The sequence below is a fragment of the Halorientalis persicus genome, assembly GCF_900110215.1.
Taxonomy (GTDB): Archaea; Halobacteriota; Halobacteria; order Halobacteriales; family Haloarculaceae; genus Halorientalis; species Halorientalis persica.
Genome location: NZ_FOCX01000036.1, coordinates 1 through 22,551, shown reverse-complemented (window position 1 = coordinate 22,551; position 22,551 = coordinate 1). Strand labels below are relative to the sequence as shown.

Annotated in this window: 20 protein-coding genes and 2 tRNA genes; 7 read left to right on the top strand and 15 right to left on the bottom strand. The window is 65.3% G+C overall.

Annotated features, from left to right (window positions below):
- Positions 1 to 198 precede the first annotated feature (198 nt).
- On the bottom strand, positions 199 to 1,029 hold the full coding sequence (locus tag BMX17_RS21615; protein WP_092664006.1) for a rhomboid family intramembrane serine protease: 831 nt from the start codon (positions 1,027 to 1,029) through the stop codon (positions 199 to 201).
- A 148-nt stretch (positions 1,030 to 1,177) separates the two neighbouring features.
- Between BMX17_RS21615 and BMX17_RS21610 the strand changes: the two genes are divergently transcribed.
- Positions 1,178 to 3,430 carry an NADP-dependent malic enzyme gene (locus tag BMX17_RS21610; protein WP_092664004.1) on the top strand — a complete coding sequence of 751 codons (2,253 nt, stop codon included), beginning with the start codon at positions 1,178 to 1,180 and terminating at the stop codon, positions 3,428 to 3,430.
- A gap of 9 nt (positions 3,431 to 3,439) precedes the next feature.
- Here BMX17_RS21610 and BMX17_RS21605 read toward each other — a convergent pair whose 3' ends face one another.
- Entirely contained in the window at positions 3,440 to 4,933 is a 1,494-nt protein-coding gene (locus BMX17_RS21605; protein ID WP_211611418.1) for an FAD-binding domain-containing protein, read from the bottom strand.
- Between the two features lie 95 nt (positions 4,934 to 5,028).
- Here BMX17_RS21605 and BMX17_RS21600 point away from each other — a divergent pair, with 95 nt between their 5' ends.
- Both BMX17_RS21600 and BMX17_RS21595 read left to right on the top strand, forming a co-directional pair.
- Positions 5,029 to 5,397, top strand: a complete 369-nt coding sequence (locus BMX17_RS21600) for a DUF2237 family protein (RefSeq protein ID WP_092664000.1) — start codon at positions 5,029 to 5,031, stop codon at positions 5,395 to 5,397.
- 100 nt (positions 5,398 to 5,497) lie between these two features.
- Positions 5,498 to 6,052: a hypothetical protein gene (locus BMX17_RS21595; RefSeq protein ID WP_092663998.1), complete on the top strand. Its 555-nt coding sequence runs from the start codon at positions 5,498 to 5,500 to the stop codon at positions 6,050 to 6,052.
- Positions 6,053 to 6,134: 82 nt separating this feature from the next.
- Here BMX17_RS21595 and BMX17_RS26460 read toward each other — a convergent pair.
- The 3 genes from BMX17_RS26460 to BMX17_RS21585 form a co-directional block, all read right to left on the bottom strand.
- Positions 6,135 to 6,312 (bottom strand) — tRNA-Trp (locus tag BMX17_RS26460).
- A gap of 45 nt (positions 6,313 to 6,357) precedes the next feature.
- Complete coding sequence (locus tag BMX17_RS21590; protein WP_092663996.1) at positions 6,358 to 6,585, bottom strand: DUF5795 family protein; 228 nt, start codon at positions 6,583 to 6,585, stop codon at positions 6,358 to 6,360.
- Between the two features lie 48 nt (positions 6,586 to 6,633).
- On the bottom strand, positions 6,634 to 7,497 hold the full coding sequence (locus BMX17_RS21585; protein WP_092663994.1) for a DUF5794 domain-containing protein: 864 nt from the start codon (positions 7,495 to 7,497) through the stop codon (positions 6,634 to 6,636).
- 440 nt (positions 7,498 to 7,937) lie between these two features.
- Here BMX17_RS21585 and guaB point away from each other — a divergent pair, with 440 nt between their 5' ends.
- Positions 7,938 to 9,419: an IMP dehydrogenase gene (gene guaB, locus BMX17_RS21580; protein WP_092663992.1), complete on the top strand. Its 1,482-nt coding sequence runs from the start codon at positions 7,938 to 7,940 to the stop codon at positions 9,417 to 9,419.
- 54 nt (positions 9,420 to 9,473) lie between these two features.
- On the opposite strand, the gene BMX17_RS21575 is transcribed toward guaB, so the two are convergent.
- The 5 genes from BMX17_RS21575 to BMX17_RS21560 all read right to left on the bottom strand — a co-directional run bounded on the left by BMX17_RS21575 (position 9,474) and on the right by BMX17_RS21560 (position 13,137).
- Entirely contained in the window at positions 9,474 to 10,121 is a 648-nt protein-coding gene (locus BMX17_RS21575; protein ID WP_092663991.1) for a DUF7286 family protein, read from the bottom strand.
- Between the two features lie 17 nt (positions 10,122 to 10,138).
- The gene (locus BMX17_RS21570) at positions 10,139 to 10,768 is read right to left on the bottom strand and encodes a DUF7286 family protein (protein WP_449272164.1); all 630 of its coding nucleotides are present in this window, start codon (positions 10,766 to 10,768) and stop codon (positions 10,139 to 10,141) included.
- A complete protein-coding gene (locus BMX17_RS27385; RefSeq protein WP_280141429.1) occupies positions 10,743 to 10,868 on the bottom strand; it encodes a hypothetical protein in 126 nt (41 codons plus the stop codon). The genes BMX17_RS21570 and BMX17_RS27385 overlap by 26 nt, the downstream gene beginning before the upstream one ends.
- Positions 10,869 to 11,283: 415 nt before the next feature.
- Complete coding sequence (locus BMX17_RS21565) at positions 11,284 to 12,597, bottom strand: PQQ-dependent sugar dehydrogenase (protein ID WP_092663987.1); 1,314 nt, start codon at positions 12,595 to 12,597, stop codon at positions 11,284 to 11,286.
- Positions 12,598 to 13,063: 466 nt separating this feature from the next.
- Positions 13,064 to 13,137, bottom strand: a tRNA-Lys gene (locus BMX17_RS21560).
- 136 nt (positions 13,138 to 13,273) lie between these two features.
- Here BMX17_RS21560 and BMX17_RS21555 point away from each other — a divergent pair.
- Positions 13,274 to 14,728 (top strand): DHH family phosphoesterase, encoded by a 1,455-nt coding sequence (locus tag BMX17_RS21555; RefSeq protein ID WP_092663985.1) that lies wholly within the window; start codon positions 13,274 to 13,276, stop codon positions 14,726 to 14,728.
- A 6-nt stretch (positions 14,729 to 14,734) separates the two neighbouring features.
- Here the strand turns inward: BMX17_RS21555 and BMX17_RS21550 are convergent, their stop codons facing one another.
- Complete coding sequence (locus BMX17_RS21550) at positions 14,735 to 15,031, bottom strand: PRC-barrel domain-containing protein (RefSeq protein ID WP_092663983.1); 297 nt, start codon at positions 15,029 to 15,031, stop codon at positions 14,735 to 14,737.
- A 135-nt stretch (positions 15,032 to 15,166) separates the two neighbouring features.
- On the opposite strand from BMX17_RS21550, the gene BMX17_RS21545 reads away from it, so the two are divergent.
- A complete protein-coding gene (locus BMX17_RS21545; protein ID WP_170845515.1) occupies positions 15,167 to 15,685 on the top strand; it encodes a metalloprotease family protein in 519 nt (172 codons plus the stop codon).
- Between the two features lie 12 nt (positions 15,686 to 15,697).
- On the opposite strand, the gene BMX17_RS21540 is transcribed toward BMX17_RS21545, so the two are convergent.
- The 4 genes from BMX17_RS21540 to BMX17_RS21525 form a co-directional block, all read right to left on the bottom strand.
- Complete coding sequence (locus BMX17_RS21540; RefSeq protein ID WP_092663979.1) at positions 15,698 to 17,032, bottom strand: metallophosphoesterase; 1,335 nt, start codon at positions 17,030 to 17,032, stop codon at positions 15,698 to 15,700.
- A gap of 76 nt (positions 17,033 to 17,108) precedes the next feature.
- Positions 17,109 to 19,073: a cadherin-like domain-containing protein gene (locus BMX17_RS21535; protein WP_139203639.1), complete on the bottom strand. Its 1,965-nt coding sequence runs from the start codon at positions 19,071 to 19,073 to the stop codon at positions 17,109 to 17,111.
- Between the two features lie 236 nt (positions 19,074 to 19,309).
- Positions 19,310 to 21,505: an LUD domain-containing protein gene (locus tag BMX17_RS21530; protein WP_092663974.1), complete on the bottom strand. Its 2,196-nt coding sequence runs from the start codon at positions 21,503 to 21,505 to the stop codon at positions 19,310 to 19,312.
- Positions 21,502 to 21,999, bottom strand: a complete 498-nt coding sequence (locus tag BMX17_RS21525; RefSeq protein ID WP_092663972.1) for an LUD domain-containing protein — start codon at positions 21,997 to 21,999, stop codon at positions 21,502 to 21,504. Before BMX17_RS21525 ends, BMX17_RS21530 begins: the two co-directional genes overlap by 4 nt.
- Before the next feature lie 103 nt (positions 22,000 to 22,102).
- Between BMX17_RS21525 and BMX17_RS21520 the strand changes: the two genes are divergently transcribed.
- On the top strand, positions 22,103 to 22,551 hold a 449-nt coding region (locus tag BMX17_RS21520), incomplete at its 3' end, for an IS6 family transposase (RefSeq protein ID WP_092664023.1).

Genomic DNA, 22,551 nt, shown 5'->3' with positions numbered 1-22,551 from the left:
GGTCGCCGTATCAGGGTAGGGGTACCAGAAAAACGGATCCCGGAACGCGCGTCGGCTGGCCAGCCGTCTGCCGGGAGTCCTGATCGTTCGCCGATGCCAATTCCCGAGCGGTTACGACGGTCGTTCCCGTCGAGAACCCCCAGCGAATCGGGGTTCTACTATCATGTTAGGGAGTGACACACATAACTCTTTCGCCGATCAGTCGCGTACGTACCTGCCGGTCACTGCTGCACCGCCGATCCCGTAGAGGAAGCCGGCGGCGTGGGCGAAGACGTTCGTGACCGCCCCGCCCTCGACGATATCGGGCGGGAACAGGACCGAGACGAAGCTTACCAGCAAGACGACGACCAGGACGGTCTGGGCGAGCTGGACCAGTTCGAGCCGCGAGCGGGGGCGGGAGAACATCGTCTTCCGGGTCGTCCCCCGATGGATTCCCACCAGACAGGCACCCCAACCGACGGCGAAGAGGCCGCCGACGGGGAGTGTCACGTCACCGACGTAGATGAGGTACACCTCGAACAGGAGCAAGAGCCAGATCGCGAGTCCGGTGTAGCCCGCCACGCGGTAGTCGTAGAGTCGGTTCAGCGCCGAAAGCAGGGCGACGAAGACGAAGCCGGCGAAGGCCGCACCGACGCCGGAAAAGCCGCGGCTCACCGGTTCGATGCCGGGATAGAGCAGGCCGATGACGGCGTAGCTGGTCAGACTCACTGCCACCGGCAAGACGAGCAGGTAGCCGGCATAGGTGACGCGGAACCACCGGCGATGGCCGACCTGCACGCAGAGTCCGTAGGCGACCAGCGCCGCGGCGACGAACCCCGCGACGTTGCCCAGCAGGTGCATCAGATCCAGGTGGACAAAGGCGCTGGTGTACAGCGAGACTGGATCGACGGACTCGTGGTGAAAGGCCATGCGCGTGCGGATCGCCGGCGGAAACACGACGTGGATCCAGACGAGCAGGGCTGGGACGGCACCGATCAGTCCGAGGTCGCGGAGGGCCGTCCGATACCGGTCGACGCTGGCGGCACCCATCGGCTCGATGCAGGGGCCCCAGCGGCGAATAAGTCCCGGTTCCGGTGACTGCCCTCTTCCCGGCCCGGAGACCGGACTCCCTGTCAGTGTGGCACCTGTCCGCGCGGCCCGGGCACGATTTTTGTCCGCGCGGTGACTGGCCACACGTATGGGACTGGACGAGGACGCACTGGAGTACCACCGGACCGATCCCCCCGGGAAGATCGAGATGGAGACCACCAAGCCGACCAACACCCAGCGCGACCTGAGCCTCGCGTACTCGCCGGGTGTCGCCGCCCCCTGTCGCGAGATCAGCGACGACGCCGGCGAAGCCTACACCTACACCGCCAAGGGCAACCTCGTCGGCGTCGTCTCGAACGGCTCCGCCGTGCTCGGCCTGGGCGACATCGGCGCGCAGGCCTCCAAACCCGTGATGGAGGGGAAAGGCGTTCTGTTCAAGCGGTTCGCCGACATCGACGTGTTCGACGTGGAGTACGACTTCGAAGAGCCCGACAAGTTCGTCGAGGCCGTCGCCGGCATGGAGCCCACCTTCGGCGGGATCAATCTCGAGGATATCAAAGCGCCGGAGTGTTTCGAGATCGAAAAGCGCCTCCGCGAGCGGATGTCGATCCCCGTCTTCCACGACGATCAACACGGGACTGCCATCATCACCGGTGCGGCACTGCTGAACGCGACCCACATCCTCGACAAGGACATCGAGGACCTGTCGATCACTTTCGCGGGCGCGGGAGCCGCCGCGACCGCGACCGCTCGCTTTTACGTCTCGCTGGGCGTGCCACACGAGCAGATCACCATGGCGGACGAACACGGGATCATCACGACCGGACGCGACGACCTCGACGAGTTCGTCGGACCGTTCGCCAGCCCACCCGAGGAGAGCGGCGACCTCGCGGACGCGATGGCCGGCGCGGACGTGTTCGTCGGCCTCTCGGTCGGCGGCATCGTCTCCCAGGAGATGGTGCGGTCGATGGCCGACGACCCCGTCGTCTTCGCGATGGCCAACCCCGATCCCGAGATCGACTACGCGTCGGCCAAGGCGGCCCGCGACGACACCGTCATCGTCGCCACCGGCCGCTCGGACTTCCCGAACCAGGTCAACAACGTGCTCGGATTCCCCTTCATCTTCCGGGGGGCACTCGACGCCCGCGCGACCGAGATCAACGAGGAGATGAAAGTCGCCGCGGCCGAAGCCATCGCCCGCCTGGCACGGACGGACGTGCCCGACGCCGTCCGGAAGGCCTACGACGACGAACCGCTCCAGTTCGGCCCCGACTACATCATCCCGAAGCCACTGGACTCCAGAGTGCTGTTCGAGGTGGCGACCGCCGTCGCCAGGGCCGCTATGGAGAGCGGTGCGGCTCGACGCGACCTCGATCTGGATGCCTACCGCGAACGGCTCGAAGCCAGACTCGGCAAATCCCGCGAGATGATGCGGGTCGTCCTCAACCGCGCACAGAACGATCCCAAGCGCGTGGTGCTTGCCGACGGGGACGACGAGAAGATCGTCCGTGCGGCCCGCCAGCTGTCGGCCGAGGGCATCGCGGAACCGATCCTGATCGGCGACCGCGAGGCGATCTGGCGCTCGATCGACGACCTCGGACTCGACCTCAACCCGGTGGTCGTCGATCCCGAGGAGGACCAGCTCGACCCGTACGCCGAACGGCTGTACGAGCTCCGGAAACGCAACGGCATCACCCGGAAGGAGGCCGCCGAACTCGTCGAGAACGACGACTACCTCGCCAGTGTCATGGTCGAGATGGGCGACGCCGACGTGATGCTGTCCGGCCTGACCCACAACTACCCGTCGGCACTCAAGCCGCCCCTGCAAGTCGTCGGGACCGCCGACGACGCCGACTACGCGGCGGGCGTCTATATGCTCACCTTCAAGAACCGCGTCGTGTTCGTCGCCGACGCCACCGTCAACCAGGACCCCGACGCAAACGTGCTCGAAGAGGTGACCCGCCACACCGCGGATCTCGCGCGCCGGTTCGACGTCGACCCCCGCGCCGCCCTGCTCTCCTACTCGGACTTCGGATCGGTCGACAACGAGGGCACGCGCAAGCCCCGCGAGGCCGCCCAACGCCTCCGGGCCGATCCGGACGTGGACTTCCCCGTGGACGGGGAGATGCAGGCCGACACCGCCGTCGTCGAGGACCTGCTGACCGAGGACTACGAGTTCTCGGATCTGGACGGGCCCGCGAACGTCCTCGTCTTTCCCAATCTGGAGGCCGGCAACATCGGCTACAAACTCCTCCAGCGACTCGGCGGTGCGGAAGCCATCGGCCCGATGCTCGTCGGCATGGACGAGCCCGTCCACGTGCTCCAGCGTGGTGACGAGGTGAACGACATCGTGAACCTGGCGGCGGTGGCGGTGGTCGACGCTCAGGAGAACGAGTACTGAGTTCCCGGATCAAAATTCGTTGAGTCGGGACTGCCCACTGGATGCCCCGTCGCTGCGCCCATTCTCCTGCCTGTCACCGCCTCGTCGTGACAGGCTCGCACGTCGTCGGATCTCCGGGTCGGACAGGGCTTCCGCTGCCCGATCCGCCAGCCGTCCGAACACCTCCCGGGCGCGCTCCCGGCGCGCTTCGAGTTCGACGACCGGGCGGGGGTAGTCCTCGCCGATCCGAACGTCACACTCGTCTTGCACTGCGAGCGGTGCCTTCTCTGGCTGGTCGAGGTGTTCCGTCGGGAACTCCCGGAGTTCCGGGACGTACTGCCGGACGAACTCCCCCTCCGGGTCGTTCTCCCGGACCTGCTTGCGCGGGTTGTAGATTCGGACCGGACTGACGCCGGTCAGCGCCGACTGGGACTGCCACTGCGTGTAGTTGATCGCCGCGTCCGCGTCGATCAGGTGCCGGTAGAAGTGGTCCGCGCCGACCTTCCACCAGCACTGGAGAATGTACGTGTAGAATGTGGCGCACATCGCCCGCATACGGAAGTTGAGCCAGCCCGTCTGCCGGAGCGCACGCATCGACGCGTCCACCAGCGGGTACCCCGTTCGGCCGTCCTTCCACGCCGCGACCAGTTCCGGGTCGTGCCGGTCCCGGAAGAGTCCGGTGTAGACCGGGTTGACGGCCCGCTCCATCCAGCCCGGCCAGTCGGCGAGTTTCTGGTTGTAGTGGCGGTTCCAGAACAGCCGGCTCGTGAACATCTCCCTCGCGGTCCCTGCGCGTGCGTTCTCGTGGACGTACCGGTACACCTGTCTCGGCGTGAGACAGCCGACGGCCAGGTACGGCGAGAGCCGACTGCTGTTGCGTTCCGCCTTCGCGGGCGGGGAGATACTCCCCGGATAGTCGGCGATCGCGTCCGCGAACGCGGTCAGTCGCTCCCGGCCGGCCGACGCGCCGCCCTCGGGTACGCCCGTCTTCTCGGACTCGACGCCGTACTCGCGTTCGACCGCAGCGACGCTAGTCTCGCTTTCTATTGGGTTGTCGGGAAGCCGTCCCGGCGGCTGCGTGGGGTCCCGCTCGAAGTACGCCTCCGCCTGCTCGCTCCAGTCGTACTCGTCGCGGCCGCGGTCGGTCCAGTCGATCCCGTCGTCGGCAAACACCCGGACGTCCGAACGGTCGAACAGTCGTTCGTCCCGCTCGCGACCGTACCGCCCGGTGACGCTCCGGTTGACGTAGATCCGGTCGACCGGCAGGTCGTCGAGGACGTCCTCGGGATCGCCGTGACAAAGCGCCAGATCGCTCCCGTGGTCGCGGTACAGTCGACGAAGGTCGTCGACGGACTCGTCGACGAACTGCAGCCTGGCGTCACAGGCCATCCCGCTCCGGTAGAACTGGGGATCGACGACGTAGATCGGACACGGATGCCCGTCCGCGACGGCCGCGTCGAGGGCGGCGTTGTCCCGGACCCGGAGGTCGTCGCGGTGCCAGACCGCGATCCGAGGCTCGCTCATCGACCGTGCTAGGGGCTTGCGATCCCTTAATCCCAGCCTCCTGTCGTCCGAGGTCCGTGGAACAGCCATTTCAGCGATGCCCCGTAACCCCCTGTATGACCGACGAGCAGAACGTCCTCGGGATGGCGCTAGAGACCTGCAGCAACGACCCAAAGACCGGCTTCGAGCGGGACGGCTGCTGTCGGCCCCATCCCGCCGACGGCGGCCGCCACGAGATCTGTGCCGTCGTGACCGAGGAGTTCCTGGAGTTCAGCAAACAGCGCGGGAACGACCTGATCACTCCGCGGCCGGAGTTGAACTTCCCCGGCCTCGAACCCGGTGATCGGTGGTGTCTCTGCGTGGGTCGCTGGCTCGAACCCGAGGAGGAAGGCGTCGCGCCGCCCGTGGTGCTGGAAGCGACGAGCGATGCGGTACTGGAGGACGTCATGTTCACCACGCTCAACGAACACGAGTTCGACGGGTAACACCGCGTTGGCCCCGTCGGCTTCGTGGTGCCGTCGTCCGGTTTCGAGCCGTCGTGGCAGTGTGCAGGTTTTTCCGGTCGCCACTCCTCTCGATTCCCGAATGCCCGCGTCGACAGAATCCACCGAAGAAGTCCTCGAGGAACACCTCCCGAGTGACGAATCCGTCCAGGGTCACTACCGAGGGACGAACAACAGCGGCTGGACCCGGACCGTGGCCGTCACGGATCGCCGAATCATGGAAATCACACAGTCTCGCGGCTCGACCGAGGAGAACGTCGATGCCGACAGCGCCTTGCTTACGGGTGAGAACGTGACTGGCGTCCATTACGGGCGCGCCGAAGCGGAGGAGCCCGCGACCGGGCAGCGCCTCCTCGGAGGACTGATCGGACTCATCGGCGTCCTCCTCTCACTGTTCGGGTTCGTCCAGTTGACCGACGCCGCCAGCGAGGGCGGGATCGGACTGTTGCTGTTCGGGATCGTCCTCGCGGCGATCGGGTACTACATCATCCAGAACGCCGAAGACGCCGAATCTGGCGACGTTACGCTCTCCATAGAACGCGCGAACGTCCCGGACAAACACTACCAGTTGCCACGGGGTCACGTCGAGGTGCCACGCGAAGCGTCGAAGGTCGTCGGGAGTCGGCACGCCGACTGACGACACTCCGGAACACCTCTTCGATTACTGGCGCAGTAAACGAGAACCGAAGATTCCTCTCGGATATCGGTTCGTCAGGAAGTGGGGTCGGAGAGATTTGAACTCCCGATCGACTGATATCTCCGGTCGCGCCTCGGAACTCCAGAGGGTCATCAGCGCGGGCGGTGATCAGCCGTCCGCTCAGTATATCAGTCTGGAGTTTCGTCACCGGGCGCGGTGCCTCTGGAGTCAGTCGCCATGCCGGACTTGGCCACGACCCCGCATTACCTGCTTGGATCAGTCTCCCTAAAGGGATTTCGATTCGATCAGTCCCGGTCGGTGTCGGACCAGTCACAGTCCTGGCACTTCCGGCCCGTGACGAACTCGGTGACGGAGGGCATATATCCCACTTCGAGGACGTTGCCGCCACACTCGGGGCAGTCACGGTCAGCGTCCTCGATCGCTTCTGCGTCCATCACGCTCTCGCCTTCGATGAGCTCGGCCAGTTTGCCGGGCGTGACCATCCGGCCCTGAACGACGCGGTTATCGGCCATACCCACACTGGTGGGGTCTCCTCCCTAAGCCTTCCCTTCGACGCGAGCTTACAGCCACGGGGCGTGGTCCTCTTCGGCCACCGTGTCGGCACTCGCTGGACCGACCGACTCGTACTCGTCGTCGGCCTGGGATCGATCGGTGCCGTCTTCGGAGTCGTCACCCGACCGGAAGTCCGCGACCGAGTCCTGGGGATCGAACGCGAACAGGAAGGTCATCCCCAGCACGGCCAGGGCCAGCGGCGCGTCGCCAGGGACGAGACCGAACAGGCCCAGCGGGAGGACCCCGAGGGCGACGGCGCTCCCGAACCGGAACCGGTCGATGTCGACGATGTCGCGGAGCCACGGCCCGAACAGGGCCAGGTGGAGCGCGAAGGCGACGGCGACGAGCGCCGCGGCGGCGGCCCGGAGCATTAGTCCGGGGTCGAACTGGACGGCCACCTGTGCGCCCGAGGGATCGAGGCTGGCGACCAGTCCGAGCGCGATGATGATCGCCGGCCGTGGCAGGTAGTCACCGATCCGGGCGCTGGCGGTCTGGGCGGCCACGGCGAGGATGACGAGGCCAGCGAACCGCTCGAACACCGCGAGGTCGATGAACGCAGCGATGGTCGGAGCCAGCGCGGCCTCGACGACTGCGCCAGTGACGACGACGCTCCCCACGAGCAGGACGGATTTCGCCTGCTCGCGTGGGGAGCCGTCCATGTCGGCCAGGATGACCGCGACGGTCGCGCTCCCGCCGAAGATCAGCAGGCCGACCTCCAGAATTCCCGTGGGCTCGGAGAGTGCGCCGGCCAGGACGAGCGCCGGGAAGATACCATCCAGTAGCGGGAGACACATGACGGTCGCGAGCAGTCGCGTCGCACCGCCCACGCGCTGCTCGATCCGGAGCGCGACCGGGTGCTGAGACTGGCTCATTCAGTGCAAACGGCCCTCTCCCGTGGCCATCGGGTGGTCTGCACGATATACCGGGGCGCGTCGACGCGGTCCGCCGTCGTCGCCCACCGTGGCCGATTTCCCCGCCAGATTGAATGTGCGACCGTCGCAGAATGTATTGTCGCCATCCGCTGGCGACGGTTCGCTCGCGACACGCACGTTCGATTGGCTGGCGGAGTCCATACTCGAAACAAGTATTGACGGAGCCATAAGCGTTGTGTGGTATACGGCCCCACACCGCGAGAATCGTCCAGTCCTGATGCCGGGAACTGAGCTTTCGTATCACTTCTCGCCCGCTACTGGGACGAACACACAGTTCTGGCCAGTCGCGCACCTGGTCCGGGACGAGTCGGCCAGTGTCAACCGACCACGGGGACGGGCCGTCTCGCAACGTTTTTCCCCGGCCCGGTTCCACGATTTACATGGCGAACGACAACGAGTTCTTCTCGGAGAAACTCCGGGTTCCAGAGGCGCTGACGTTCGACGACGTACTCCTCCGACCCAAGGAGAGTCGCGTCGAACCGGACGAGGCAGACACGACGACCCGCGTGTCGAAAAACGTCGAGCTCACCGTACCGGTCCTCTCGGCCGCGATGGACACCGTCACCGAGAGCGACATGGCTATCGCGATGGCTCGGCAGGGCGGACTGGGAGTCCTCCACCAGAACATGACTGTCGACGAGATGGTGACCGAGGTCGAGCGCATCAAACGCGCCGACGAACTCATCATCCGGGACGTGGTCACGGCCAGCCCCGACCAGACGGTCCGGGAGGTCGACGAGATGATGGAGCAAGCCGGTGTCTCGGGCGCACCCGTCGTCGACGAGGACGACGAAGTGCTGGGCATCATCTCGGGCACCGACATCCGGCCGTACCTGGAGGTCGGCGACCGCGACGAGGTCAGCGAAGCCATGACCGACGAGGTCATCACGGCCCCCGAGGACGTGACCGCCCGCGAGGCGCTGGAGCTGATGTACGACCACAAGATCGAGCGTGTCCCCATCGTCGACGAGGCGGACCGCCTCGTCGGACTGGTGACGATGCAGGGGATCCTCCAGCGCCGCCAGTACGACGACGCCGCCCGCGACGAGAACGGTAAACTCCGGTCCGGCGTCGCCGTCGGTCCACACGACACCGAGCGCGCGACCGCCGCCGACGAGGCCGGTGCGGACGTCATCTTCATCGACTGCGCTCACGCCCACAACCGCAACGTCGTCGAGAGCGCCCGAGATATCAAAGATCGCGTCGAGGCCGACGTGGTCGTCGGCAACATCGGCACCCGCGAGGCCGCCGAAGCCGTCGTCGACTTCGCCGACGGCGTCAAGGTCGGGATCGGTCCCGGTTCGATCTGTACCACTCGCGTCGTCACGGGTGCGGGGATGCCCCAGATCACGGCCGTCGCGCAGGTCGCCGACGTGGCCAGCCGGCACGACGTGCCCGTCATCGCCGACGGCGGCATCCGCTACTCCGGCGACGCCATCAAGGCCATCGCGGCCGGTGCCGACGCCGTGATGCTCGGGTCGTACTTCGCCGGCACCGCCGAAGCGCCGGGTCGGGTCATCACCATGAACGGGAAGAAGTACAAGCAGTACCGTGGCATGGGGTCGGTCGGTGCGATGAAATCCGGCGGCGGTGAACGCTATCTCAAGGAAGACGACGAAGACGACGATCTCGTCCCCGAAGGCGTCGAGGCCGCCACGCCGTACCAGGGCCCGCTCGAAGACGAACTCCACCAGCTCGTCGGCGGGATGCAGAGCGGCATGGGCTACGTCGGTGCCGAGACCATCCCAGAATTCAAAGAGCGTGCCGAGTTCGTCCGCGTCTCCTCGGCCGGCCAACAGGAGAGCCACCCCCACGACGTGGTCATCACCGACGAAGCACCCAATTACAGCCCCGGGGAGTAACCCGAGCTAGCGGCTCACTCGCCTTTCTCGGGATGGCCGATCTCCAGGTTGGAGTCACAGACCAGTTCCTGTGCGCCCGATTCGGGAAACCGAGGCGCGACCGTCACGCTGGTGCTTTCCTGGGGCATCTCCACGTAGTCCCAGCCCGCTGCCGTCTCGCCGGGTGCCAGCGTTTCTGATGGGAGTTCTCTGCCGATGTGTGTCGGCGCGACGTCGCCCCCGGTGCTCGCCGAGTGGCTGGTCCCCACCGCTGATCCCCGGGACGTTACCGGCGATATCGCCGTCGATCTTGGTCTTGGCCTGCTCCTGTTTGTCCTCGACGTTGTCGATCCACTTCAGGATGTTCTGGTAGTAGATGTACCTGAGCGTGGCCGCCGTCTTGTCGGGGGCGTTGCGGTAGCGCTGTTTCCCGCCGGGCCCCCGGATGATCTCCTCTTTGTGACGCCGGAGGTTGTTTTTGAGTTCCCGATAGTGTTCACCCTGTGCGACTGCGGTGGTGTCCGTCTCCACCGACGCGACGTTGTTCCGGACGTAGTTCCTGGCGTCCCGCAGGACGTAACTGATCAACCAGCTCTTCAGTGCACCCCTGTCGCCGTCGAACAGCTTTCCGACCGGAATGTCCGAGTCGGTCTCGACCGAGCTCAGCTCGTTCCTGAAGTCGCTTCGATAGATGACGTCGTCGGTCGTGATCGAATTCCGCACGTGGTTCTCGAACTTGGTTACGAGGTCACCGTCGGGGCCGACACCCCACAGCGCGTCGAGTGCCTGGTCGGGCGCTCGTTCGAAGTTGTCCGGGCCATGAAACAGAGCCAGACCCCCTTCATGTACCGATCCGCGTACCGTTCGTTCTTGCCGAACACCGACTTCTGGACCCCGAACATCGCCTGATTCGTCAGGAATTCGATGTCCTTGGTCGAGAGGATCTTGTCGAAGGAGACCCCGCTGGTACCGCCGGTGAAACTCTGCAGGTAGGCCTTCGAGTACGCGAGCAGGTAGTACCGGGCAGCCATCTTCCGGCCCAGCCCGTTGTAGAGCCCGTCGGCCGTGAACGTCTCGGGGTGGAAAAAGCCCATATTGAGCCGTTTCTGGTACAGCTGGGTCTTCTCGTGGAGGTCGAACGCCGTCGTCGGAACGGTGATAGTGATCGATCTGGTCTCTTCGGTCTGCAGGTTTCCTCGCCGATAGACCGAGACCTCGATGTCCTTTATCGTCGCTCGCACCGTCCCCGGCTCCACGTCGTCGCCGGAGTTCTCCTTGCCGACCGTCAGATCCACTCGTTCGATCGCGTCCCGGATGCTACTCTGGGTATCGAGACCGTGTCGCTCAGAGGTCTTTCCCCTCGATTTCACAGGCCGGACTGCAGTACGTGTTCGCTGCGGCGTTCGAGCTCGGGTGTGCACTGAACGTCTCTGTACAGCTGCCACAGGAGTAGGTCTCGAACTCCGACATCACGCTATCCTCTACGAGGCCGACAGAAGAAGCCTTCGGACAGTCACGACACATGTCCCGGACCGGACCCGGGTTCGGCACCCAGTGAGCGATATGACGGCCCGATCGGCAGGCTCGCCGATGCAGTGCCACCGGAGATCACCGTCTCCGCGCTCGGGCCGACGTTGCTCCCGGTCTCAGTAGTGGACTTCGTCCTGAACTCGGTGCCATCGGTCTCAGTCTCGGGCCCGTCCTCGCGGTTTCGATCGACGCGACCCTCTCCCGGTGTCTGTAACGGCGGCTACAGGCTCTGGGCATCGTCGCTCGCTTCGGAACGCAAGCCCGTTCTCGCACTCTGGTGTCTCGGGGATGCAAAGACTCCCGTCCTCGTCGTCTCGCCCCCGACAGCGACGGCTGCTTTCCCTTCGCCGACACGCTAGACGCCAACGAGCCGGTGTACTGCGCCGGAGTTGCCCTCGGGTCCGCCCGACCCGGTCGTCAGGACGTACAACCGGCCCTCGGCGTCCCGCCCGAACGCCAGCAGGTTCGGTCCTGGAGGGTCGCCGCTGGCCGTCTGTAACGCCACACGTGACAGGTTCCACAGTCCGTCACCGTCGGGTTCGCTCGCCGTGAAAATCGTCCCCTCGGACTGGTAGTCGCCGAAGACGTACCGATCCGTCAGCGGCCCGATCCCACCGGTGTAGTAGTACCCGCCGATGACGGAGATTCCGCTCACGCCGTCGCCCTGGTGGGCGTACTCGACGATCGGTCCCTGCAATGGCGTCCCGTCGTCGGTCTCGGTCGGACAGCTGTCGGGGGGCGATCCCGGATCCGCCGTACTGAAACAGTGTGCCCCTTCCCGGACGTTCCAGCCGTAGTTTCCGCCCCGTTCGACGATGCTGACTTCCTCGAATCTGTTCTGTCCCACGTCCGCGACGAACAACCGCCCGTCGGTGAACGAGAACCGCCACGGGTTGCGAAAGCCCCACGCGTAGTGTTCGTTCAGCCCCTCGCGGCCGACCAACGGATTGTCGTCGGGAATCCCGTAGGCCCGTCCGTTCCCGCCAGCACCCTCCCGCACGTCGATGCGGAGGATGCTCCCCAGCAGGTTCTCCGTCACGTCCTGCCCGTTCCCGCCGTCGTTGCGGTCGTACCAGTCCGAGGTGTGGCCCCGACCTACGTCGTTCCCACCGCCACCGTCGCCAACACCGACGTAGAGGTACCCGTCCGGACCGAACGTGATCGAGCCGGCGTTGTGGTTGGACTGCGGTTCCGCGATCTCCAGGACGATCCGCTCGCTCGACCGATCCACCTGCAGCTCCTCGTCGACCGCGAACGACGAGAGGACGAACGTGTGACTGTACCCGTCGGGCATCCCCGGCCGGAGGGGCGCGCTGTACCGGACGAACAGTCGTCGGCGCTCGGCGAAGTTCGGCCCGACTGCGATCCCGAGCAACCCACGCTCGTCGTATCCCTGGTTCAGCGTCACCATCCGATCCCGCAGATCGAGGACTGGCTCTGCCCCCTGCCCGTCGGCCTCGACCAGAAACACCTGGCCCGTCTGATCGGCGATCAGGAACTGTCCCTCGCCCACCGTCTCCATCCCCAGCGGTGCCGTGAACCCCGTCGCCACCGGCTCGGTCCCGACTGACTCCGACGGCTGTGTCCCGCTCTCCAGAAGCGAACACCCAGCCAGCGCCCCGCCGACCGCGACCGCGCCCGCACGGAGGAAGTCCCGTCTGCGTGTCATGGCCTCGGCTAGGAGCGGATCCCTGATAGACGTTCGTGCTCCGGCCACCGTGCCCAAAAAGTGGGGCCGAAAGGGAGTGCGCGACAGTAGTCGCACACGTCGACCGACTCCGTCGGTCGGGATTTGAACTACGCCAGGCTGTTCCCTCGCTTCGCTCGGACTCCAGCCAGTCTCGTTCAAACCCCTTCGGTCACACACCCGGCGCTCACGGATTGTGACCGCCGTGAGGAACGGGCCGAACGGGATTTGAACCACGTCCACTTCGGTCGCGATGCTCCCTCGTGGCCTACTTCAAATCCTTTCTCACGTGATTCGGCGTCGCTCGGAGTGAGCGACGCCAAGAATAACGGGCCGAAAGGGATTTGAACCACGGTCGGACGTGCTCGCTTCGCTGCGCACGACCTTCCTGATTCAAATCCTTTCGGTCGAACACCCGGCGCTCACGAATTGTGAGCGCCGGGAGAGACGGGCCGAAAGGGATTTGAACCCTTGACCGACGGCTTAAGAGGCCGTCGCTCTGCCGGACTGAGCTATCGGCCCTCTCGGCGACTGAACGTAACGGGGTGGTATTGAAATACGTTTCCTTTCCCGCGTCGGGCGGTTTCCTGATCCCCTCAGCTCGAAGACGTGACGGGACGGTGTGTTATAAGTAGCTCCCGGACCGAGCGCCTGTACCATGAGCAGCGCCATTACGATGGCCTCGATGTCTACGTATGCGATTCTTGGCTGTGGAAGTGTGGGGCACGCGGTCGCTGAAGAACTGGAAACGGAAGGCAAGGACGTTCTCATCCTCGACAAGGACGAAGGCCGCGTCGAGGCGCTCCGCGATCAGGACCTCGACGCACGCACCGCCGACATCCGCGAATCGACGACCGCAGAGGCGATCGACGACCGCGACGTCCTTCTGATCCTCTCCTCGGACGTGGAAGCCAACATGGACGCCGTCCAGAACGTCCGCGACCGCGGCGGCGAGCAGTTCATCGTGGCCCGCGCTTCCGACCCCGTCTCCGCCGACGAACTCACCGAAGCCGGCGCCGACGTGGTCATCAACCCCTCGTCCGTCATCGCCGACTCGGCACTCCGGGCACTGGAAACCGGCGAACTGGAGTACAAGGCCACCCAGCTCGCCGAGACCATCGCCGACACCGACGAGCGCATGGCCATCCTCATCCATCGAAGCCCCGACCCCGACTCCATCGCCAGCGCCGCCGCCCTCCAGTTGATCGCCGACAGTCTCGACGTCGACGCGGACATCATCTATCAGGGCGAGATCGGTCACCAGGAGAATCGCGCGTTCGTCAACCTGCTCGGGATCGAACTCCAGCAGCGGACCGACGTGGACCTCGACGACTACGACACCTTCGCCATGGTCGATCACGCCAAGGGCGGTGAACCCGAGGTCGAACACGACGTGGACGTGGTCATCGACCACTTCGAGCCCGAACACGACCACGAGGCTGATTTCATCGACGTGCGCCCCAACGTCTCGGCCACCTCGACCATCCTCACGAAGTACATTCAGGAACTCGACCTGAGCCTCGATCAGAACGTCGCGACCGCCCTCCTCTATGGCATCCGGGCCGAAACGCTCGATTTCAAACGCGACACCACGCCCGCCGATCTGACCGCCGCCGCCTACCTCTATCCGTTCGCCGACCACGACACGCTCGAACAGGTCGAATCACCCTCGATGTCTCCCGAGACCCTCGACGTACTGGCCGAAGCCATCCGCAACCGCGAGGTCAAGGGCTCACATCTCATCTCCAACGCCGGCTTCATCCGCGACCGCGACGCCCTCTCACAGGCCGCCCAGCACCTCCTGAACCTGGAGGGGATCACCACGACCGCCGTGTTCGCGCTGGCCGACGACACGATCTATCTGGCCGCGCGCTCGAAGGACATCCGGATGGACATCGGTGCGGTGCTCGAAGACGCCTTCGACGAGATCGGCGAGACCGCCGGCCACTCGACCGACGCCAGCGCGGAGATTCCGCTCGGTATCTTCACCGGCATCGAGACCAACGAGGACAACCGCGACACGCTGCTGGAACTCACGGAACAGGCCGTCAAACAGAAGCTCTTCCAGGCGATGGGTGTCGACGGCAGTGAAAGCGGTAGTAACGGTAGCTAGAGCACGTCAGGCGGTAATCTCTTTTTCCTCTTCTTCCTCGGGCGTACGGAGCCGTTCGATGATGTCGCTGACCAGCACGACATCGCCGACCGCCTGCACCCAGTCGTACGGGAGGATGACGCCGCGGTTGCCCCGGGCGCGCTCGCCGAACAGGTCGTGGTTGACCTCGTGCAGGGCCAGCCCGGTGACCTGCACGTCGTCCAGATCGAGCCGCACGTCTTCGACTTCGCCGACGAAGACACCGTTGCTCGAATATACTTCTCGCCCCACCAGCGCGGTAATTTCCTGCGTTGGTCCGTCCATACGAACCCCCAACACAGCCTCCCTCTTAACTTTTGGCAGGTGTCTGACGTACGTCAGCCGAAGGGATGCCAGAACCTGCCGTTCGCGCCGTGACCGATGAACATACGACGTTTGAGTCCCGATTGGTTATACTGCGTGTCCGACCGATCGCCCTCCCGCACGGATCTGTACTACGCCGTCGAGACCGCGCTGATCGCCCCCGGTATCGTCAGCCACGAGGCCGCCCACCTGCTGGCCTGCCGACTGACCGGCGTCGAAGTGCTGAGAGCGTCGGTACTGAACCCCTTCGCCGCCGACGCGTATCTCGACCACGAGCGCGTCACGTCGTTTCCAGCAGATCTGCTGATCGCAGTCGCCCCGCTCCTGTGCAACACCCCGCTCGCGTTCGCCGCGTTCGTCCTGGCACCGGCCGTCGGGACGCCGCTCCTGTCGATTCCGCTGTACTGGCTCGGCGTCTGCTTCGCACTGACGGCGTTCCCGAGCGTCGGCGACACCGAGACGCTGTTCCAGACGGCCGGTGACCTCCCCGGGCCACTCCGCCCCGTCGGCTATTTGCTCGCCACGCCGGTCCGTGCGTTCACCGCCGTTCCCGGGTCCGCTGGCGTCGCGGGATTCGTCTTGTTCCTGTTTCTGTTCGGACTGACTCGACCCTGATTCGGCCCCAGATCACTCCGCCGGCTCCGGCGGTGTCGCAGGTTGCTCGTCCGCGATGACGGCACCATCCGGGAGCTCGGGGTCCGGCTTTCGACCCAGTGTGAGCAGTCGCTCGGTGAGCGTGAGTTCCTCCGTGCCCGGGCTGGGCTTGCGAATCTCCTCGAACTCGACGGCCACGCTGTCGGTGTCCTCGGCGATCCGGACGGCACAGAGCTGGTAGGAAGGGTAAAACACCGGCGGGAGGACGCCGATCACACCGTCGCGGCGGTGGAGGCGCTTGAGCCACGTCCCGCTGTTGACGAGCAGTCCGCCGTCGACCTCCGAGAGTGCCGGTCGGTGGGTGTGTCCGTAACAGTAGATCGCGGTCTCGTCGTCCGCGTCGAAACGGTCGCGTGCGGCCTGCTCGTACGGTTCTTCGGCGTCGACGGTGAGTGTGGTCTCGAAGACACCGAACCGGTCGATGGTCTTGCGAACGTCCCGACGGAGAAAGTACAGCGGGATACCGACGAGCAAGAGGAGGCCGGCGATAGCCACGTTGACCGCGAGCAGGAACCAGAGCGCCGTTCCAGCGGCTCCGAACTGGCCGAGAAAGGTCGTCCCCCACTCGACCGGCCAGGACCAGATGTCCGCTACCGAGAGCCCAGCGATAACTGCGAGGACCGCGCTGACGTTGAACAGCAGCAGGAAAGGGACGAGCGCGTACCGCAGGAGTGGATTCATCTCGCGGTAGAAGTACTTCGAGAGTAGCCACACCGGCATCCGTTCGGTCGGCGTGACGGCCTGGACGTCTTTCAGCCAGTTGTACCGACCCCGATCCGAGAGCTGCCCGGCGCGACTGGTGACGAGCGTGTTGTAGTAGTACCCGAGCGGCGAGGCGTTGGGATTGCCCCAGTCCTCGATCCGATTGTTCGGGTCCTGCTGGTGGCCGTGCTCGAAGTACACGACGCGGTCGCCGATCTGTCTGGTGAACGAGTCATCCTGTACCAGAGTCACGTTGTACGCCGCGAATCGCTCGACGTACTCGTCGTAGGCCGCGAGTTCGTGATCGTGGTTGCCGGGCAACAACGTAATCGTGATATTCTCGCCAGTCGTGCGTAACTGCTCGAACAGTCGGGGATACGTGTCGGTGAGGTAGTCGAACTTGTCCGTCCCCTCGACGCTGGTAATCTCCCAGAGCCCGAACGCGTCGCCGTTGATTATCAGTTCCGCGTTCTCGTCGGTCCGCTCCAGTCGCTCCAGGAATTCGAGGAGTTCGGGTAGCGCCTCGAGCTCTCTCAGTTGCTCGTCGCCGCCGACGTGGAGGTCGCTGATCACGTAGTACACGCGGTCGTCGGCGTCCGTCGACACTGTCACCCTGTCATGCCCCGGTCGTCAAAGGCTTTGTTCTTTCGAGGGTCCGATCGACCGGAGCGGAGAGCTGCCCTCACGTCCCCTTGCGGCGACGGTTCGCCAGGTATCCCGCGACGATGAGGGCCGCCAGCGAGGCACCCAGTCCAAATCCGGGGCCGGTTCCCGTCGTGGACGTGGCCCCCGCAGTCGAGGTGCCGCCGCTTGTCGCGAAGCCGTCCGTGGTCCGCATAGCCGTCGTCGCCGAAGCGGTCGAACCCGGGGTCGTCGCGATCGGGTCAGGACCGGTCCCCGGTGTCTCGGTCTGGTTACCGCTGCTGTCGCCCACCTGACCGGGTCGATCCGTGTTCGGTGTCGACGGCCCAGTTCCGGGTGTCGCTGTGGGCGTGGGGGTCTTCGGTGTCTCCGTGACGTTCTCTTCGGTCCCGTTTTCCGCGGACCCGGCGGGCGAGACCGTCACTAGCACGGTATCGGTGTCGTAGTTGCTGCTCTCGTCCCAGACCCGGACCGTCACCGTGTGCTCGCCGGGGCTGTCGAAGGTGTGTGTAGTCGTCGCACTGGCCCGCTCGTAGCGCCCGTCGTCGTCGATGTCCCACTGGATCGTCCCGACCGCGTCGTCGTCCGTCGAGTTCGTGCCGTCGAAGGTGACGGACTCGCCGACATCGACCGACCGATCCGGCCCGGCATCGGCCGTCGGAGGTGTCTCGTCCCGCTGTTCGACCGGCCCACCGCTGTCGGTGATGCCAGTTATCGTCACGGTGATCGTTCCCTGGGCCGTCCCACCGTTCCCATCCGTCACGGTGTAGGTGAAACTGTCCGTGTCAGTCTCACCGTTGCCGAGCGATTCGAACTGTCCGTTCGGATCGTACGTCCAGCTTCCGTCGGCGTTGGCGGTTACTTCCGCCCCGCTAGAGAGTGCCACTGGCGTTCCGGAACTGAACGTCGCTCCGTCGATCTGAGCGAGTGTGAGGGAGTCACCGTCCACGTCGCTCGCCAGATTCAGGAGGTCGGTGCTGTCACCGTCTGCGATCGAAAGCGGCGTGTCTTCGTCGGTCGTCCCGGTGTCGTCACTGGCCGTCGGCGCGTCGTTGACCGGGTTGACGGTGATGCTCAGCTTCGCCGTGTCGGTGCCGCCGTTGCCGTCGCTCACTTCGTAGGTGATACTCACGTCCCCGGTCTCGTCGGTCCCGGGATCGAACTGGATCTGGTCGTTGCTCGCGCCAGTGATCGTGGCTGTCCCGTGGTTCGGACCGTTCGTGATCGCGGTCGCGTCGAGCGTATCACCGTCCGGATCGGCGTCGTTGGCCACCACGTCGACGGTGACACTCGTGTCTTCGTCGGTGCTGTCGGAATCGTCACTCGCCGACGGTGCGCCGTTCAGGACGCTACTGGATTTCGTGGTCGCCGCACCACCGAAGAAGTTGAACGCGTCCGCCTGATTGCTGGTCACGACGATCGTAATCTCGGTGAGCGTCTTGGTCGAGTCGGCCGACACCGGGTAGCCCCAGATCGCAGGATCCGCTTCGGTCTGGTAGCCACTGGCCCATCGGTCCATCCCGTCTCTGAGGAAGTAGTAGTCCGACGGGGACGGATCGGAGTACCAGTCGGGGACGGTGAACGTGTTCGACGTTTCGGACGATCCGTCCTGGTAATCGAGCGTGATCTTGAACTCGGCCGGGTTGCCGACACCGGCACCGCCGGCCGACGCGATGACGTGCACCGTTTCGTACTGCCCGTCCGTGACGTCGGCCGTCTGGCTCCCCGTCCCGGGTATCTGCCACGCGTTGGAACCTGCGGTGTGGAAGTCCGCGAGATCGAATCGCGGGTGTTCCGCCGTCGCGGCGAAGACACCGTCGTCCGGCACGCCCCGGTCGGCGGATCGCCCGTTGTCCGTCGCGACCGACGACGAGACGAGCGCCCGCCCCCCGCCGTCGAAGTCTCCCGTGGCATCGGAGCCGTACACTACGTCGGAGTTGTAAATACTCGAAAAGTCCAGTTGTGCAGTGTTTGCCGCCACCCCGACGCCCGAGAACGCAACCACGCCGGAGAGTAGCGACCCGACGGTCAATAGCGTCTATGCCACCGCGCGGAGTTTCGCCGCACTCGTCGTCACGGGTCCACCCCTGGAGCCTTCCTCGGGGCGTTAGCGCTCGCGAACGTCTCGATGCTCATAATACAGAATTCGTTTTCTCAATTATAACTACACAGACGATATCAGCCCTCGATTTATCGACCTCGCCGGGGTGTTCGTGCCCGACAGCGGGGAGACAGCGGCGGCTACCGCGGCGCGATCAACTCGACCGGATGCGGGACTCCCCGCTCGTAGAGCACGTCCAGTTGCTCCTGACAGGACGTGCCGCTGGCGACGAGCCGTTCGTCCTCAACCGCTCCGAGGTCGTCGTGGAGGTGTTTGCCAACGTCCATACTGACCTCGTAGTACTCGGACTTGTAGCCGAAACTCCCGGCCATCCCGCAACACTCCACGTCGGAAGTCCGGACGCTGTAGCCCAGGTCCGACAGGACGGTCTCGGTGTACTCGTCGACGCCCATGGTGCGTTGCTGGCAGTGGCTGTGGTAGGCGACGCCGGCGTCGCCGTCGTCGCCAGGCACGTCCAGCGCGTCCCCGTCGGCTCCGTTGTCAAGCAGACCGAAGACGTACTCCATCACGTCGTAGGTGTTCTCGGCCAGGCGCTCGGCCGACCGCTCGGGCAGGAGGTGCTCGTAGTCGCGCCGGAACATCGCCAGATCGCTGGGTTCGATCACCACCACGTCCCGGCCGTCGTCGATGTGTGTCACCAGCGCGCCGTGGACCGCCTCTGCCTGCTCCCGGGCCGTCTCGATCATTCCCTGGGAGAAGGGGGCGCGCCCGCTCTCGGGCACCGCTGGAATGTGAACGCGGACGCCGAGGGATTCGAGGACCCGCACGGCCGCTTTGCCCCGGCCCGGGTCGAAGTAGTCGGTGTACACGTCGGGATACAGCACCACGTCGCGGTCGGGATCGGTCACCTGCGCACCGCGGGCCCCGTACCACTCCCGCAGGGTCTCGTCGGCGAACTCGGGGAGATCCCGGCGCGGATCGACACCGAACGCCTGCTCCAGCACCCACTTCCCGGGCCTGCTCCCCGCGACGGCGTTGCTCAGGCCGGGCGCGAGCGAGCCGACCTTCGCGAGCGTCTCGACGTTTCCGAACAGCCGCTTCTGGAGGTCCAGCCCTGCCGGTTCTTCGTCGGGCGTCAGCCCCTCGACGAGGAACTCGAAGTCGTCGCCCTCGCCCTGGTGGTTGATCCGGTCGCGGACGACCGTGTTGACCCAGGGGATGTCGATCTCGACCGGACATTTCGGCTCACAGCGCGAGCACCCGGTACAGAGGTCGTTCATCTCGTCTGCACTCTGGAGGTCGTGGACGCCGGCCTCCCACCCGGTGCCGATGCCGCCGGTGTAGGTCTCGCCGCCGAACCCGTGGCCGCCGACCGCCTGGAAGTTCGAGCAGGCGTTCGAGCAGGCCCCACATCGGATGCAGTACAGCGTCTCCCGGAGGTCGTCGTCCTCGCGCATCCCCATCCGGCCGTTGTCGAGCAAGACGAGGTGGAACTCCCGGTCGTCGGCGGATCGCATCTCGTCGGCCTCGAAGTCCGGAATCGGTGTGTCGACCGGCGGCGTCAACAGCGAGACGTAGGACGTGATGTCCTGCCCCGTTCCCGTGCGGGCGATGAGTTCCGTGAACGGCTGGAGGTCCGCGAGGCTGGGGACGAGTTTCTCGATGCCCGCGACGGCGACGTGGGTGTCCGGCGTCACCGCCGTCTTCCGGGCGTTGCCCTCGTTGGTGACGAGCATCAGCGTCCCCGACTCGGCGACGACGAAGTTCGCGCCGGTCATGCCTACGTCGGCCTCGCGGATGTGTTTCCCGACGCGCTCGCGGGCGAACTCGGTGAGTTCGTTCGGGTCGCCCGACAGATCCTCGTCGAGGTCGAACTCGCTGTTGAACAGGTCGGCGATGTCCTCGGGCGAGCGGTGCATCGCCGGCCCGATCAGGTGGGATGGCGCTTCGTCGGCGAGCTGGATGACGTACTCCCCGAGGTCGGTCTCGACCACCTCGTAACCCCCGGCTTCGAGGTGGTCGTTCACGTCGATCTCCTCGGTCGTCATCGACTTGCTCTTGACGAGTTTCTCCGCGTCGCGGTCGGCCATAATCGACTCGACGATCCGGTTGGCATCGTCGGCGGTCTGGGCGACGTGGACCTGCCCGCCGTTCGCCTCGACGGCTTCGGTCACCTCGTCGATCAGGTCGGGGAGGTTCGCGATGGCCGACTCCTTGATCTCGCGGGCCGCGTCCCGGAGGTCCTCGTAGTCGTCGAACCGCTGGATCGCGTAGTCCGAAAGCTGGTTGACGGTGCGGGTGTTCTGGGCGACTGCGTCGCCCTCCGTCGCCATGAGCCGCCGGAGTCGCTCGGCGGTGTCGCGACGGGAACTCATCGGTCCTCCAGCACGACCACGTGTGTTTCAGAGGGGCCGTGAACGCCCTGGACGAGCGTGCCCATGTCGGCGGTCGCACTCGGACCAGTGGCCAGAATCTGGGTGTCCATCCCGGCCGCGAAGTCCTCGCCGAGGCGTTCGTAGGCCGTCGGCATATCCGGGACGACATCGCTGGCGGCGACCACGGCGACGTGGCGGGGCGTGTACAGACTGACCAGTTCGTCACCGGCCCCGCCCGACGGGATCGTCACGGTGCCGTAATCGGCGATACCCAGCGCTGCGGGTGTCACGCCCGTCGCGGCGGATTCGAGCGCCGACGGCGACGGATCGGTGTCGACGGGCTCGGAGAGAGACACGTCGTCGTAGGGCAACGCGGTCCCCACGGCTGGGTCTTCGATAGCCTCGGCCAGCGCGGCGTCTGCGTCCGCGGCGGTGGTCCGATGGACCGCGCCCGGGACGGACGACTCGAACGTCGAGAGCGACTCGGAACTCATGTCACGTGGTGTCTGGTACCAGGTACCTAATTGCTTTGCCCTCGCACGACGGCGGTGTTTAGTTTAGAGTGAAGAGTGAGGCGGACGAATTTGTTGGTGCTCTATGCCAGAAATTGCCCGCCTCAGTGGTGGTAGCGGCTGGCTGGAGTTAGATTTTGTGGAGCGCGAGCGGACACCGCGTCGGCTGATGAAGCTCGGTATTCGACTGCATCTCGCGGGACTCTCGCTTTCGAATACCGTCTCGGAGCTTGAGAAGTTCGGTGTCCAACGCAGTCGCAAAGCCGTGCATGATTGGATTCAGAAAGCCGATCTACAGCCCACCAGCGGTGCGTGCCCGAATCACGTTGCGCTCGACGAGACCGTGATTCGGATCAACGACGAACAGTTCTGGCTGTACACCGCCGTCGAGCCGGAAACAAACAGAATCCTCCATTCACGGCTGCTACCGGCCCGAACAACCGCCCTGACAGAACGGTTCTTGCGCGAACTGAAGCAAAAACACGACGTGGCTGAGTCGCTCTTTTTGGTCGATGGCGCGCCATGGCTCCAAAC